This is a genomic window from Palleronia rufa (assembly GCF_000743715.1).
GTDB classification, from domain to species: Bacteria; Pseudomonadota; Alphaproteobacteria; order Rhodobacterales; family Rhodobacteraceae; genus Palleronia; species Palleronia rufa.
Genome location: NZ_JQEY01000007.1, coordinates 124,197 through 138,544, shown reverse-complemented (window position 1 = coordinate 138,544; position 14,348 = coordinate 124,197). Strand labels below are relative to the sequence as shown.

Below are 14,348 nucleotides of genomic sequence, written 5' to 3'. Positions count from 1 at the left end.
GCCGTCGGGACATAGATCGAAGCGAGGGGCGGAACGATGCCAGATACTTTTGGCGATCTCCCGTCGGCCTTCTCCTTCGCTGGGATGTCGACGGACCGTTCCGATAAAGAACGGGGTTGATGCGCGCGGAGCCTACATAGTGGGCGGCAACGTTCGACGGGAGGTTTCCGGGAAACGGCCGACTGAATGGCCCTGCTCGATGGACATGGTCTGACCCACCCAACCTGCGTCGAAAGTCCCGGCACATCGCCGGTCACACCTTCGCGGCGGATGTAGCCTACCAGACCACGTACCAAGACCCCAACCGTGGATTGCGTAAAGCGGCGTGCCGGTCTGTGGCAGCAGCCACATGGTCCGGCAGATGCGGCACTCCCCGGCTGAAACGCCGAGCGTCACATCGCTCGGTCTGCCCGGGTCCCCCCGGATAAGTATGCGTCCCGGATCGCCGCTGATATGGACATGTCCTCGGTCGCGGGTATGGCGAAACCGGCCCCCTCGAAGTGACGGGTCCTTCGCTCAGGCCAGGCGGGCCTTTACCTTTGGCCCGGCCAGGCCGAAGTCGATCTGACCGGTATAGCGCTCCTTGAGGTGCCCCATCACACGACCCATGTCGCGGATCGAGGACGCGCCTGTCTCGCGGATCGCCTTGTCCACCGCCGCCTCGACCTCCGGCTCGGTCAGCTGCCGGGGCAGGAACTCCTCGATCACCTCGATCTCGGCACGTTCGCCCTCTGCCAGCTCCAGCCGCCCGCCTTCCTCATAGGCGCGCGCGCTTTCCTGGCGCTGCTTGATCATCCGCCCGAGAATCTGGCGGACCTCGGCGTCCGTCACACCGTCCGGCCCGTCGTCGGAGGTGCGCGCCGCGATATCGCGGTCCTTGATTGCCGCATTGATGAGCCGCAGCGTCGAAAGCCGCATGGCCTTGCGCTCCTTCATCGCGGTCTTCAGGGCAGTGTTGATGCGGTCCCGCAGATCCATGACGGCCTCCCTGGCGCGCGTTCCGGTCCCGCTACCTATGCCCGCAGCGTCCCAGCGGCAACCCGGCCTTGACCGCCTCCCCGCATCTCCATACATCGCGGTGGATTTGATCCCTGCGCCCGGAGATCCCATGCCCCGTACACCCCCAACCGCCTGCCTTGCGCTTGCCGACGGGACCGTCTTTTACGGCCGCGGCTTCGGGGCCACGGGGCGGACCACGGCAGAGCTGTGCTTCAACACCGCCATGACCGGCTACCAGGAGATCATGACCGACCCGTCCTACGCGGGACAGATCGTGACCTTCACCTTTCCGCATGTCGGCAACACCGGCGTCACGCCGGAGGATGACGAGAGCGCGGTCCCCTTCGCCGAAGGCATGGTGGTCAAGTGGGATCCCACGGCCTCATCGAGCTGGCGCGCGGCCGAAGAACTTGACGCGTGGCTTTCCCGCCACGGCAAGATCGCCATCGGCGGCGTCGACACGCGCCGCCTGACACGCGCGATCCGCCAGCAGGGCGCGCCCCATGTGGCCCTGGTCCACGACCCGGACGGGAATTTCGACCTCGAGGCGATCGTGGCCGCCGCGCGCGCGTTCCCGGGGCTCGTGGGGCGCGATCTGGCCGCCGACGTGTCCTGCGTCCAGTCCTACCGCTGGGATGAGATGCGCTGGGCCTGGCCCGAAGGCTACCTGCGCCGGGAGGCTCCGGGCCGGAAGGTCGTCGCCATCGACTACGGCGCCAAGCGCAACATCCTGCGTTGCCTGGCCTCGGCTGGATGCGACGTGACCGTTCTGCCGGCCACGGCCACTGCCGACGACGTGCTGGACCAGGCGCCCGACGGGCTTTTCCTGTCCAACGGACCCGGGGATCCGGCGGCGACCGGGCGCTATGCAGTGCCGGTCCTGCGCCAGATCATGGACCGGTCCGACATGCCGATCTTCGGGATCTGCCTGGGGCACCAGCTTCTGGCGCTGGCCCTGGGCGCCAAGACGCAAAAGATGAACCACGGCCATCACGGCGCCAACCACCCGGTGAAGGAACTGGCGACCGGCAAGGTCGAGATCACATCCATGAACCACGGGTTCACGGTCGATGCGCAGACCCTGCCCGCCGGGGTGGAAGAGACCCACGTGTCGCTCTTCGACGGCTCGAACTGCGGGATCCGTCTTTCGGACCGGCCGATCTGGTCGGTCCAGCACCATCCGGAGGCGAGTCCCGGCCCGCAGGACAGCTTCTACCTGTTCGAGCGCTTCGCAGAAGCGATGAAAGCGCCTGCCTGACGGGGCCCAAGGGGCGCACGGACACGCCTTAACCTGACCTTAACGGGCGCGGGACGAAAGTGCCCGCACCGCTTTGGCAGGGCCGGCACCAATGCTTCTGGACTCCAAGATCGCAGACTGGCCGGCGCATATCGGCCGGATCGACGGACCCTGCGCACGCATGGGCCATGACCCTCCTTCTCTCCCGGATCCGGCGGCCATACGGCAACTCGGCGCGCCGTTCTGCGCCCGGCACCGGGTGCTGCCGCTACGAGCCGCGGGCGCTCTCACGCCGGTGGCGACGTCTTGCGCGGCCGGATTCGCGCAATTGCGCCCGCTGCTGGAGCGAAAGCTGGGCCGTCCCGTCGCGCCGGTCCACGTCGCGGATGGACGGATCGACAGCGGCCTTACCCTCTATGCCGGCCTGCCGCTGGCCCGCGCCGGCGAAACCCGCTGCCCGGAGGCGGACAGTTGCCGCCGCCCGTCCCGCCGTATCCTGCGCCTGTGGGGCGTCGCCGCGGCCGTCCTTGCCCTGTCGGCGGCCGCGCCGACCGTGGCGGTGATCGGCCTTTTCGCCCTGGCGCTGGGCATCGCGGCCTGCAACGCGGGGCTGCTGGTCGTGGCGATGGTCTTCGCGCGCCGCCGCCCGGTCGCGCGCGGCGGCAAACGCCTGGCCGACGCAGCGCTGCCCACCGTCTCCCTGCTGATACCGCTCTACCGAGAGGGGGACATCGCCTCGCTCCTCGTGACGCGGATCGCACGCCTCGACTATCCGCGCGACCGGCTCGACATCTGCCTGATCGTGGAATCCGGCGATCGCGTGACGCTCGACGCCCTGACGCGCGCCGCCCGCCCGGACTGGGTGCGCGTCATCCAGGTCGCGCCGGGACAGATCCAGACCAAGCCGCGGGCGATGAACGTCGCGCTCGACTTCTGCCAGGGTGAGGTCGTGGGCATCTACGACGCCGAGGACGCCCCCGCCCCCGACCAGCTTCGCCGCGTGGCGGAACGCTTCGCCGTCAGCCCGCCGGACGTCGCCTGCCTGCAGGGACGGCTCAGCTTCTACAATGCGCGCGCGACCTGGCTGACGCGCTGCTTCACGATGGATTACGCAACATGGTTCTGGCTGGTCCTGCCGGCGCTTCGCAGGCTCGGCTGGCCCGTTCCCCTGGGGGGCACGACCGTGTTCTTCCGCCGTCGCGCTCTGGAAGCGGTCGGCGGCTGGGACGCCCACAACGTCACGGAGGACGCGGACCTGGGACTGCGGCTCGCCCGGCGCGGCTATGTCACCGACCTGATCGACAGCGTGACGATGGAAGAGGCGACCACGACCATCCCCACCTGGCTCCGTCAACGATCCCGGTGGCAGAAGGGCTACGCGATCACCTGGGCCACCCATATGCGCGACCCCGGCGCCTTGCTGCGCGATCTTGGACCAACGGGCTTCGTCGGCGTACAGGTCCTGTTCCTGGGCTCTCTCCTTGGCGCGCTGACGGCGCCGGTGCTGTGGTCCATGTGGCTGCTGCTGCTGGGCCTGCCGCATCCGCTTGCGTCGGTGCTGGGGCCGGTCGGCTTCCTGTCGCTGGGCGCGGCCCTGACAGTCTCGCTGGCGATCCATCTGGCGGCCGCCGCGCTGGCCCTTTCCCGTCAGGGCCGCAGCGGTCTCATTCTGTGGACGCCGCTGCTGCAGATCTACCACACTCTGGCGACCGTCTCGCTGGTCAAGGCCCTTTCGGAAGTCATGTCAAAGCCTTTCTTCTGGGACAAGACTCCGCACGGGCTGTCGCCACCGGATCGGACGTTCAGCGACGCGTCGAATCGTGGCTGAGGCGGGTCTCATAGGCCGTCGAGATATGCGCCTGCAGGGCCGCGCGCGCCGCGGTTTCGTCTCGGGCCTCCAGCGCATCCACGATGCGCGCATGTTCGGCCAGCGCATCGCGTCCCCGCCCCTCGACCGCCAGCGACGTCGTGGCCAGCAACGCCATGGAGCGGTGGACCAGGTCCAGTTGCTGCACCAGGAACATGTTGTGCGACGCCAGATGGATCTGCTTGTGGAACCGGCGGTTCGCCCGGCTCAGCGCCGCCGGATCGTCCAGACGCTCCCGATCCTGGTCGATCATCCGGCGCAGGACGCGAATTTCTTCCACCGTTGCATGGCGCGCCGCCAGGGCCGCCGCCAGCCCCTCCAGCTCGGCGCGGACCACGTATAGCTCTGCCATCTGGTTGTGGTCGAGAGAGGCGACGATCAACGACCGCCCATCCCGGGTCAGCATCGACTGGGTTTCCAGCCGCTGCAGCGCCTCGCGGATCGGGGTGCGGCTGACTCCGAACCGCTCGGCCAGCTCGTTCTCGACCAGCCGGTCGCCGGGCTTGTAGAGCCCTGAGTCGATCGCCTCCAGCAGCAGGACGTAGGCGTCCTTCTGCGGCACTCTCAGGTCAGCCATTGCCGGTCCTCCGCCTGTCGCCCCGACAGAATAGCCAGTGGCCGGCCTGCCCGCCAGTGCAACGCGCATGGACGCGGCCGCAGGATCCGCAGGGGCAACGCGGATCCGGACCATACGCCTGCCCCGCACCGGCCCCGCCGCCCAAGCGCCCGCACGCTTGCGCCGGACACCCGTCCCGGTCCTTTCCGGGCGTCGAAACACGGACAACCGCAAGCCCCGGGCGGTACTACACGGCCCCGGATCTCCCGGCCTTTGTGTCGCAGATCGCCGGTTGATACTTTCCCGCCGCGGCCGCTCCGCTACCATGGGCATCATGGAACGGACGGACATCTTCATTTCGGGGGCCGGGATTGCCGGCATGATCCTTGCGTCGCTCCTGTCCGGGCGCGGTTACGGCGTGACGATCTGCGACCCCGCGCCGCCGCCGGACACCGGGGACGCGGAAAACTCCGACCTGCGCTCCACCGCCTACCTTGCGCCGTCCATCGCGGTTCTGGACCAGGCCGGTCTGTGGGAGCGCCTGTCCCGCGACGCCACCTCCCTGGCCGCGCTCAGGGTCATGGACAGCTCCGGCTGGCCGCCGCGCCAGACCGCCACGCGGACCTTCCTGCCCGGCGACCTGGGGCTTGAGGCATTCGGACAGAACGTGGTCAACTGGCGCGCCCATCGACACCTGGCCGATGCGCTGGACTCCGATCCCAATGTCGATCTGCGCCTGGGTGTCGGGTTCCGCGACCTGCTGGCGCGCGACACCGGTGCGCGGATCACGTTGAGCGATGGCACACAGCTTGAAGCGCGCCTCGTCGTCGGCGCCGACGGTCGCGCCTCTCCCGTCCGAGACGCCGCGAACATCGGCGTTGCCACGTCGCGCTACGGGCAGAAGGCGCTGGTCTTCGCCTGCACCCATGCCCTGCCGCACGACAGCATCTCGACAGAGATCTACAATGCCGGCGGTGCCTTCGTGACCGTGCCCCTGGCCGACCACGACGGGCGCCCCGCGTCATCCATCGTCTGGATGTCGGACGGGCCGCGCGCGAACGCCCTGATGGCGATGGATGCCGCGGATTTCGACGCGGAGCTCAGCCAACGCGCGCTCCATATCCTGGGGGCGATGCATCGCGCGACGCCGCTCCGGCTCTGGCCCATCGTCACCCAGACCGCCCGCCGGCTGACGGCCCGGCGCGTGGCGCTGGTGGCCGAGGCCGCGCATGTCCTGCCGCCCATCGGGGCGCAGGGGCTCAACACCTCGATCGCCGACATCGCCGCCCTGGCCGACGCCATCGCGGGGGGCGATCCGGGCCGGCCCGAAGCGCTGGCGCGTTACGACCGTACCCGGCGCCGTGACATCGCCGCGCGCGCGGCGGCGATCGACCTCTACAACCGGCTCTGCACCTCGGGCTTCGCGCCGCTCCAGGCGTTGCGCCGCACGGGGCTGAAGGCGGTCCACGACATCGCGCCCCTGCGCCGCCGCGTCATGGCGGCCGGCATGGGCGGGCGTTAGGCGGCGAAGACCCGGTCGAGCACGGTCTCGAACCGCTCCACCGCACCGTCCACGTCGCCAAGCTTGTCCAGCCCGAAGAGTCCGACGCGAAAGGTCTTGAACCCCTCGCCCTCGCCCACCTGCAGCGGCACGCCCGCGGCGATCTGCATGCCTTCGGCAGCGAAGGCGGCGCCGGATTTCACGTCGTCGCGGTCGGTATAGCAGACCACCACTCCGGGCGCGCCGAACCCTTGGGCGGCGACGGATGCCTGGCCCCGCGCCGCCAGGGCCTCCCGCACGCGGCGGCCGAGTTCGTGCTGGGCGGCCTTCGTCTCGGCAAAGCCCCTGGCGCGGGTTTCCTCCATCGCGTCGCGGAAGGTGACCAGAGCATCGGTCGGCATGGTGGCGTGATACGCGTGGCCGCCGCCTTCATAGGCCTCCATGATCGACAGCCACTTGCCCAGGTCCATCGCGAAACTGTCGGAAGACCGCGCCCGCACCCTCTCGGCGCCGCGCGCGGACATCATCACGCAGCCCGCCGCAGGCGAGGCGGACCAGCCCTTCTGCGGCGCAGAGATCAGCACGTCAACGCCCGTCGCCGCCATGTCCACCCACACGCAGCCCGAGGCGATGCAGTCCAGCACCAGCACGCCGCCCACGTCATGCACCGCGTCCGCCAACGCCGCGATGTAGTCGTCGGGCAGGATCAGCCCCGCGCTGGTTTCCACATGGGGCGCGAAAACGGCGGCGGGGCGGTGTCTGCGGATCGTCTCGACGGCCTCCTCGATCGGGGGCGGGGCGAAGGGCGCGCTGGCGCCGTTGCCGGCGCGGCGGGCCGACAGCACGATCTCCTCCGCCGGCAGGTCGCCCGCCGCGAAGATCTGCGACCAGCGGTAGGAGAACCAGCCGTTGCGGATCACCAGCACCGTTTCGTCGCGGGCGATCTGCCGGGCGGTGGCCTCCATGGCGTAGGTCCCGCCTCCGGGGACCAGGGCCACGGCTTCAGCGGCATAGACCTGTTTCAGCAGGCCGGAGAGGTCGCGCATGACCGTCTGGAAGGTCTTGCTCATGTGGTTCAGGGACCGGTCGGTGAAGACCACCGAATATTCCAGCAGGCCGTCGGGATCCACGTCGGTACGCAGGGCGGTCATGGGCAGCTCCTCTTTCCTCCATAGATAGGGCGGCATCGGCGCCCATGGAACGGCGCCTTTCGCATCAGATGGGCCCGGGGCGGCGTTCCTCGCTCAGCAGCACGTTGGCCTCCACGTTGCCGACCCCCGGCAAGGTCAGGATCCGACGGCGCAGCACCCGCTCGAAATCCGCCAGATCGCGGGCGACGACGCGCAGACGGTAGTCGTAAAGTCCCAGCACATGCTCCACGGTCTGCACTTCCGGGATGGCGGTGATCGCGCGTTCGAAATCGCCCAGCGACAGCCGCCCGCGCGCCGCCAGCTTGACGCCCAGAAACACCGTCACCCCGAAGCCCAGCGCCGCCAGGTCCAGATCCAGACGCCGCCCGGCCAGAACGCCCGCCTCTTCCAGCCGCCGGACCCGCCGCCACGCGACGGGCTGCGACAGGCCCACCGCCGCCCCCAACGCCGCCGAACTCAGCGTCGCGTCGCGCACGAGAGCACGCAGGATCGCGCGGTCGGTGTCGTCCAGCAGGGCCGTCACAGTGGCAACCGCTCATCGGTCTTGAGCACCGCCACCTGCATCAGCGCCTCGATATCGGCGATATGGGGCAAGGTCAGGATGCGCTCGCGGTAGATGCGGTGGTAATCGGCAAGGTCGCGCGCGATCACGCTGAGGCGCACGTCCACGCGGCCCAGAAAGGTCTGGATCTCGATCACCTGCGGCACCTCCCGCGCCGCGGCCAGAAAGGCGTCGAAGGCGCGCGGGTCGGCCTTGTCCAGCGTGAACCGTAAAGAGACCTCGACCTCGTAGCCCAGCGCCCTCCAGTCGATCCGCGCGCTTTGCCCGTTGAGGATCCCCGCCGTACGCAGCTTGTCGAACCGGCGCGCGGCCAGCTGAGGCGACACGCCGGCCCGCGCCGCCAGGGCCGATTGCGCAGCCGCGGGGTCGTTCTGCAACTGCCTGAGCAAGCGCCTGTCGGTGTCGTCCAGCATGAATATTCCCGAAACTATCCATAGGAAGAATGAACCCTACCATGGAAGTTCAAAAAATCGACAGCACCATGGCTTCGACCCCAAGGATCACAGTATATGCTGCGCCCGATCCCAGCAAAAGGAACGACCCCATGCGCGTTTACTACGACCGCGACTGCGACGTGAACCTCATCAAGGACAAGAAGGTGGCAATCCTGGGCTATGGCTCTCAGGGCCACGCCCACGCGCTGAACCTGCGCGACTCCGGTGCCGGGAACCTTGTCGTCGCCCTGCGCGACGGCTCGCCCTCCGCCAAGAAGGCCGAAGCCGAGGGGCTGAAGGTCATGGGCATCGAGGAAGCCGCCGCCTGGTGCGATCTGATCATGTTCACCATGCCCGACGAACTTCAGGCCCAGGTCTATCGCACCCACGTCCACGATCACCTCAAGGACGGCGCGGCCATCGCCTTTGCCCATGGTCTCAACGTTCACTTCGGCCTGATCGAGCCGAAGCCCGGCGTCGATGTCATCATGATGGCACCCAAGGGCCCGGGACACACGGTGCGCGGCGAATACGTCAAGGGCGGCGGCGTCCCCTGCCTCGTGGCCGTGGACCAGGACGCCAGCGGCAAGGCGATGGAGCTGGGCCTGTCCTATTGCTCTGCCATCGGCGGCGGGCGCTCGGGCATCATCGAGACGAACTTCCGCCAGGAATGCGAGACCGACCTTTTCGGTGAGCAGGCGGTGCTCTGCGGCGGTCTGGTCGAGCTGATTCGCATGGGCTTCGAGACGCTGGTCGAGGCCGGATATGAGCCGGAGATGGCCTATTTCGAATGCCTCCATGAGGTGAAGCTGATCGTGGACCTGATCTACGAGGGCGGCATCGCCAACATGAACTATTCGATCTCGAATACGGCCGAGTACGGCGAATATGTCTCGGGTCCGCGGATCCTGCCCTATGAAGAAACCAAGAAGCGTATGAAGGACGTGCTGACCGATATCCAGACCGGCCGGTTCGTGCGCGATTTCATGCAGGAGAACGCCGTCGGCCAGCCGATGTTCAAGGCCACGCGGCGCCTGAACGACGAACATCAGATCGAGAAGGTCGGCGAAAAGCTGCGCGGCATGATGCCCTGGATCAGCGCCGGGCGGATGGTCGACAAGGACAAGAACTGACCCGCCGCGCCCCGGAACCGGCAGCGCCGCGCGCAAACGCCGCGGGTCGTGACGATCGGTCGAGGCGCGACATGGACCGGTTCCGTGTCGCGCCGCAGGCCTTGACGCCAGCCGGCCCCCTGCACCGCGCGCGAGGTGTCTTCAGGGGCGCGCAGGTCTTGTTCCGGCCGGGCCGGCAGTACCGGCCGCGGCGCCGGTGCACCCCTGCCAAGCCGGACGGAGCACATGCCCCGGCCCATCTTTCCATCGTCGCTGGCTCACGCTCTCTGGTCCGACGCCGCCTGCGACGACCTTGGGGTGACCTTGGCGCCGCACGCGCGGCCGCCGCTGACGACGGGCCGGGGCACCCGCGCAAGCGACCCCTGAGGGCGGTTCCACGCGGATGGGTCGAGCCGGGCATGGACCCGGTCGATCCGGGCGCGGTTCCGGTCCACGGCGGCCGGGGCGGTGGCGGCCTGAAGCGAAACGGCGAAGATGGTCAACACACAGGTGGGACGCTTGAGGGACATGGAACCGCTCCTTTCCTGAACGCTGCGCGGGATGTGTGGACCGGGTATCCCGCGGGCGGAAAGGATCCTGTGATCGGGGCCACAGGTGCAGTCATTCGCAACGAACGCAGCGGGTTGCGGTGGTCACACGGCTGCGGATAGGTGGCGCAATGACCGCGCGCCCCACTCTGGAAAACTGGCTGTCGATCCTGTCCCTGGGTGTGATCTGGGGCGGGACGTTCATGGTCGTGTCCGTGGCGCTGCGCGACTTCGGCCCCGTCACCGTGGCCACCGCCCGCACCGCGCTGGGGGCCGTTGCGCTTCTGGGATTGATGGCGCTTCTGGGCCGGCGGTTTCCACGCGACCGAACGGTGTATCTCTACGCTGGCCCGATCGGGGTGCTGTCCACCGCTCTGCCCTTCTTCCTGCTGAGTTGGGGCCAGCAATACGTCCCCTCCGCGTTCGCCGGGCTGTCGATGGCGTCCCTGCCGCTCTTCGTGCTGCCGCTGGCGCATCTCTTTGCCGATGAGCCCATGACCCTGCGTCGCAGTATCGGCGTGGCGCTGGGCTTTTCCGGGGCGGCGCTGTTGCTGGGACCCGGCGTCGCGGGGTTGTCGGCGAACCCGCTGTCGGGGCTTGGGCAGATCTCCTGCGTCTCGGCGGCGGTCTCCTACGCCGTGGCTTCCGTGCTGACGCGGCGCTGCCCGGCCGTGGACGCCATCGCGTTCTCGGCTGTCACGCTGGTCGTTGGTGCCATCGTTCTGGTGCCGCTGATGCTGGCGCTCGAAGGCATACCCAGGCCGACGGGATCCCTGTCGGACGGGGCGATCCTGTTTCTGGGCCTGGTGCCCACGGCGCTGGCGGCGTTGATCCGGGTGCGGGTGATCCAGACCGCGGGATCGGTCTTCATGACGCTGGTCAACTACCAGGTGCCGGTCTGGGCCATGGTGTTCGGTGCCGTCTTTCTGTCGGAAACGCTGCCGGTGCGGTTCTTCCTGGCGCTGGCGCTGATCCTCATCGGGCTTGCGACCAGCCAATGGAGCGCGTTCCGCGCGCTGGGGATCCGCCGCTAAAAGGGCGTCATCCGGCGCCGGCGCGGGCGATGCGGTCGGCGATGCCGTCGACGACTTCCGCCAGCAGGGCCTCGTCCTCACATTCGGCCATGACGCGGATCAGCGGCTCCGTCCCCGACTTGCGGATCAGGATGCGCCCGCCGCCGCCCAGCCGCTCCTTGGCCGCGGCGATCTCTGTCTGGACGCCCTCTGCCTCCAGCGGCGCGTGGCCTTCGGCATAGCGGACGTTCTTCAGGCGCTGGGGCACGGGGTCGAACTGACGGCCCAGCTCGGATGCGCGCCGGCCGGTCTGGACCATGGCCGCCAGGAACTGCAATCCGGCCAGAAGCCCGTCGCCCGTGGTGGCGTGGTCGGTCATCACGATATGGCCGGACTGCTCGCCGCCCAGGTTGAAGCCGCCGTCGCGCATCGCCTCGACCACGTAGCGGTCGCCCACCTTGGTGCGGTGCAGCGACAGGCCGCGACCGTCAAGAAAGCGTTCCAGCCCCAGGTTGCTCATCACCGTGGCCACCAGCGTGTCGTGGTTCAGGCGGCCTTCGTCCGCCCATCGCGCGGCGAAGAGCGCCATGATCTGGTCGCCATCCGCGATCGCTCCGGTCTCGTCGATGATCGCCAGCCGGTCGGCGTCTCCGTCCAGGCATATGCCGATATCGGCCCTGCGTTCGCGAACCAGCTTCGCCGCGGCTTCGGGCCTGGTCGAACCGCAGTCGAGGTTGATGTTGGTGCCGTCCGGGCTGGTGCCCACGGCAATGACGTCGGCCCCCAGTTCCCACAGGATCTCTGGCGCCACCCGGTGCGCGGCACCGTTGGCACAATCGATCACCACGCGCATTCCTTCCAGCTTCTGGCCGGCGGGAAGCGTGGCCTTGATCCGTTCGGCATAGCGGAAACGACCGTCATCGACGCGCTTGGCCCGGCCGATATTGGTGGGCTGGGCAAGTTGCACGCCCTCCTCGACCATGCGTTCGATCTCGGCCTCTGCGGCGTCCGACAGCTTGTAGCCGTCGGGGCCGAAGAACTTGATGCCGTTGTCCTCATGCGGGTTGTGGCTGGCAGAGATCATCACCCCCGCGTCGGCGCGCATGGAGGGCGTCAGCATCCCCACCGCCGGAGTCGGCACCGGTCCCAGCAGCAGCACGTTCATTCCCGAAGAGGTGAACCCGGCGGTGAGCGCGGTTTCGAACATGTAGCCGGACAGGCGCGTGTCCTTGCCGATGACGATGCGGTGGGCGCCCTGACCCTCCCGGCGGAAATAGCGCCCCGCCGCCGCGCCCAGGCGCATGGCCATCTCCGCCGTCATCGGATGGCGGTTGGCGGTGCCGCGCACGCCGTCGGTGCCGAAGAGCTTGCGGGTCATGTGACCTCTCCCATGGTGGCGGCGCGCCACAGGCGAAGCGCCTGCGCCGTCGCGGCCATGTCGTGGACACGGGTGATCTGCACCCCTTGCGCCCAGCCTGCAAGGGCCACGGCGAGTGATCCCGGCACTCTTTCGGAGGGGGTCCTCCCGCCGCCGACGGTGCCGATGAACCGCTTGCGCGATACGCCCAGCAGAATCGGACAGCCGAGCGTGTGGAAAAGCGACACCCGCGCCAGCAGGGCCAGATTGTGTTCGAGCGTCTTGCCGAAGCCGATGCCGGGGTCGATCACGATCCCCGCGCGGGCGATCCCCGCGTCGGTCGCGGCGTCGATCCGGGCGGCCAGATGGTCGTAGACGTCGAGCAGGACGTCATCGTAGCGCGGCGCCTCCTGCATCGTGGCCGGCTCTCCGCCCATGTGCATCAGGCAGACGGGACCGCCGCTCCGGGCCATCGCCGGCGCCATGGCGGAATCGTGCGTCATGGCGGAGACGTCGTTAATCAGCGCCGCCCCCGCCGCCACCGCCGCGCGGGCCACGCCGGCCTTGCGCGTGTCGATGGACACCGGACCGGCCCATCGCTGGGTCAGGGCAGCGACGACGGGCACGGTGCGGGCGATCTCCGCATCCTCGGGAACGGTTTCGGCACCGGGGCGGGTGCTTTCCCCGCCCACGTCGATCATGTCGGCGCCCAAATCGGCCAGCTGAAGGGCATGGGCCAGGGCGGCCTCCGTTCCCTCGTGCTGCCCGCCGTCCGAAAAGCTGTCGGGCGTCGTGTTCAGGATCGCCATGATCCGCGGCGAGTCCAGGGCCAACCCCGCGACGGGCGCGCGCGGGGCCGTCAGGCGGGTCTGGATGTCGGGCGGAAGGGCCGCCGCGGGATGGACCTCGCTATGGACCGCGCTCGGGCCGTCCCTCTCGATGCGCTCCACATCCGTGAACCAGCACCAGCCGTGACCCAGGACCAGCGCCCCGTCCGGGCGTGCGGGACCGGTCTGGAGAAGCGGCCGCCAGTAGGTCGCGCAGCGGCCTCCCGGCATCAGATCGCCCAGGTCTGGGTCGGAAGATCGGTCCCGGGCGCCGCCGCGCCGATCACGATCAGTTCGCGCGCATGGACCTGCCCGGCGAACCACGCGGCCAGGGCCACGGTGTCGCTGGGCTCGACCGAGGGCGGATCGACCGAATCGAGCACCAGCTTCGACGGCGCCCAGACGGTCGTGCGGCCCTTGCGCACGGCCCAGTCGAGCTCGGTCCGGGTCTCGACCACCACGCAGCGCGGATCGCGGGCGGCCAGACGCCAGCAACTCTGCTCGATGGCCAGCAGGTCGATCCGGCGCTGCACCATGGCGTGGTCCAGCCGTTCGTGTCCCGCGCCGGGGGCTCCGACGCAGAGGATCGCCGGGCCGCGCGACTCGATCCGGGTGATGAGCCCGGACAGCGACGGCGACGCGATCGCCGCATCCGACAGGTAGGCGACTACCGGATGCGGCACGTCGCGGCCGGCGGCCGCGTCCCGCGCCGGTCCCTGGGCCGTGCGCACGATCTCGACGCCCAGCGCGCCGGGGCCAAGGTCCAGCTTCTCGATCCGCACGAAGCATCGCAGGGCCAGGGGCTCGGCCAGCAGCCGCGCCGCGACGCGCTCTGCCAGGGTTTCGAGCAGGTTCAGGCGCTCTTCGGCCAGGGCCGCGGCGATGGCATCGGTGATCGTGTCGTAGGACAGCACCCGGTCCACGTCGTCCGACACGCCGGCCCCGGACGGCCGCACCTCGACCACGACGTTGAAAAGCACCCGCTGGGTCCGGCCGCGCTCTGGCTGGAAGGCGCCGATCTCGACCTCGACCACATGATCCCGGAGCGAGATGCGGTCGGGAAAGCCCGCCGGCGGAAAGGCAGCGGCGCGGGCTTCGGGATGGTCGAAGGCCAGTTTCGTCTCTTCACCCATGCCCGCCGCCCCGCGCTGCTCTTTGCCACCCGTGTCTAGCCCGGCGGGGAC

Annotated in this window: 14 protein-coding genes; 5 read left to right on the top strand and 9 right to left on the bottom strand. The window is 69.1% G+C overall.

The genetic code is table 11. The annotated features are described in order from the left end of the window. Positions 1-516: 516 nt before the first annotated feature. Positions 517-978, bottom strand: coding sequence for a GatB/YqeY domain-containing protein (locus tag KW83_RS11195; protein WP_036178513.1), 462 nt, complete (start codon positions 976-978; stop codon positions 517-519). A gap of 130 nt (positions 979-1,108) precedes the next feature. Between KW83_RS11195 and carA the strand changes: the two genes are divergently transcribed. Both carA and KW83_RS11185 read left to right on the top strand, forming a co-directional pair. Then, entirely contained in the window at positions 1,109-2,257 is a 1,149-nt protein-coding gene (gene carA / locus KW83_RS11190; RefSeq protein WP_036178512.1) for a glutamine-hydrolyzing carbamoyl-phosphate synthase small subunit, read from the top strand. 91 nt (positions 2,258-2,348) lie between these two features. Further along, positions 2,349-4,064: a glycosyltransferase family 2 protein gene (locus tag KW83_RS11185; protein ID WP_051928450.1), complete on the top strand. Its 1,716-nt coding sequence runs from the start codon at positions 2,349-2,351 to the stop codon at positions 4,062-4,064. On the opposite strand, the gene KW83_RS11180 is transcribed toward KW83_RS11185, so the two are convergent. Further along, positions 4,039-4,680 (bottom strand): GntR family transcriptional regulator, encoded by a 642-nt coding sequence (locus tag KW83_RS11180; protein ID WP_036178510.1) that lies wholly within the window; start codon positions 4,678-4,680, stop codon positions 4,039-4,041. The genes KW83_RS11185 and KW83_RS11180 overlap by 26 nt on opposite strands. A 313-nt stretch (positions 4,681-4,993) precedes the next feature. Here KW83_RS11180 and KW83_RS11175 point away from each other — a divergent pair, with 313 nt between their 5' ends. Then, positions 4,994-6,181: an FAD-dependent monooxygenase gene (locus KW83_RS11175; protein ID WP_051928457.1), complete on the top strand. Its 1,188-nt coding sequence runs from the start codon at positions 4,994-4,996 to the stop codon at positions 6,179-6,181. Here the strand turns inward: KW83_RS11175 and KW83_RS11170 are convergent. The 3 genes from KW83_RS11170 to KW83_RS11160 form a co-directional block, all read right to left on the bottom strand. Next, positions 6,178-7,311, bottom strand: a complete 1,134-nt coding sequence (locus KW83_RS11170) for an aminotransferase class V-fold PLP-dependent enzyme (protein ID WP_036178506.1) — start codon at positions 7,309-7,311, stop codon at positions 6,178-6,180. The two genes, KW83_RS11175 and KW83_RS11170, sit on opposite strands and share 4 nt — an antisense overlap. Before the next feature lie 64 nt (positions 7,312-7,375). Continuing rightward, a complete protein-coding gene (locus KW83_RS11165) occupies positions 7,376-7,834 on the bottom strand; it encodes an Lrp/AsnC family transcriptional regulator (RefSeq protein ID WP_235191409.1) in 459 nt (152 codons plus the stop codon). Beyond that, positions 7,831-8,286, bottom strand: a complete 456-nt coding sequence (locus KW83_RS11160; protein WP_036178503.1) for an Lrp/AsnC family transcriptional regulator — start codon at positions 8,284-8,286, stop codon at positions 7,831-7,833. Before KW83_RS11160 ends, KW83_RS11165 begins: the two co-directional genes overlap by 4 nt. 131 nt (positions 8,287-8,417) lie before the next feature. On the opposite strand from KW83_RS11160, the gene ilvC reads away from it, so the two are divergent. Beyond that, positions 8,418-9,440, top strand: a complete 1,023-nt coding sequence (gene ilvC / locus KW83_RS11155; protein ID WP_036178500.1) for a ketol-acid reductoisomerase — start codon at positions 8,418-8,420, stop codon at positions 9,438-9,440. A 257-nt stretch (positions 9,441-9,697) separates the two neighbouring features. Here ilvC and KW83_RS20960 read toward each other — a convergent pair whose 3' ends face one another. Continuing rightward, positions 9,698-9,949 (bottom strand): hypothetical protein, encoded by a 252-nt coding sequence (locus KW83_RS20960; RefSeq protein ID WP_036178498.1) that lies wholly within the window; start codon positions 9,947-9,949, stop codon positions 9,698-9,700. 149 nt (positions 9,950-10,098) lie between these two features. Here KW83_RS20960 and KW83_RS11145 point away from each other — a divergent pair, with 149 nt between their 5' ends. Next, the gene (locus KW83_RS11145; protein ID WP_036178495.1) at positions 10,099-11,001 is read left to right on the top strand and encodes a DMT family transporter; all 903 of its coding nucleotides are present in this window, start codon (positions 10,099-10,101) and stop codon (positions 10,999-11,001) included. A 7-nt stretch (positions 11,002-11,008) separates the two neighbouring features. Here KW83_RS11145 and glmM read toward each other — a convergent pair whose 3' ends face one another. Genes glmM through KW83_RS11130 form a run of 3 tightly spaced genes read right to left on the bottom strand, consistent with a single transcriptional unit; the run spans position 11,009 to position 14,297 of the window. Beyond that, positions 11,009-12,358 (bottom strand): phosphoglucosamine mutase, encoded by a 1,350-nt coding sequence (gene glmM / locus KW83_RS11140; protein ID WP_036178493.1) that lies wholly within the window; start codon positions 12,356-12,358, stop codon positions 11,009-11,011. Beyond that, a complete protein-coding gene (gene folP / locus KW83_RS11135; protein ID WP_036178483.1) occupies positions 12,355-13,395 on the bottom strand; it encodes a dihydropteroate synthase in 1,041 nt (346 codons plus the stop codon). The genes glmM and folP overlap by 4 nt, the downstream gene beginning before the upstream one ends. Beyond that, positions 13,395-14,297: a dihydroneopterin aldolase gene (locus KW83_RS11130; RefSeq protein WP_036178481.1), complete on the bottom strand. Its 903-nt coding sequence runs from the start codon at positions 14,295-14,297 to the stop codon at positions 13,395-13,397. The genes folP and KW83_RS11130 overlap by 1 nt, the downstream gene beginning before the upstream one ends. Positions 14,298-14,348: the final 51 nt, after the last annotated feature.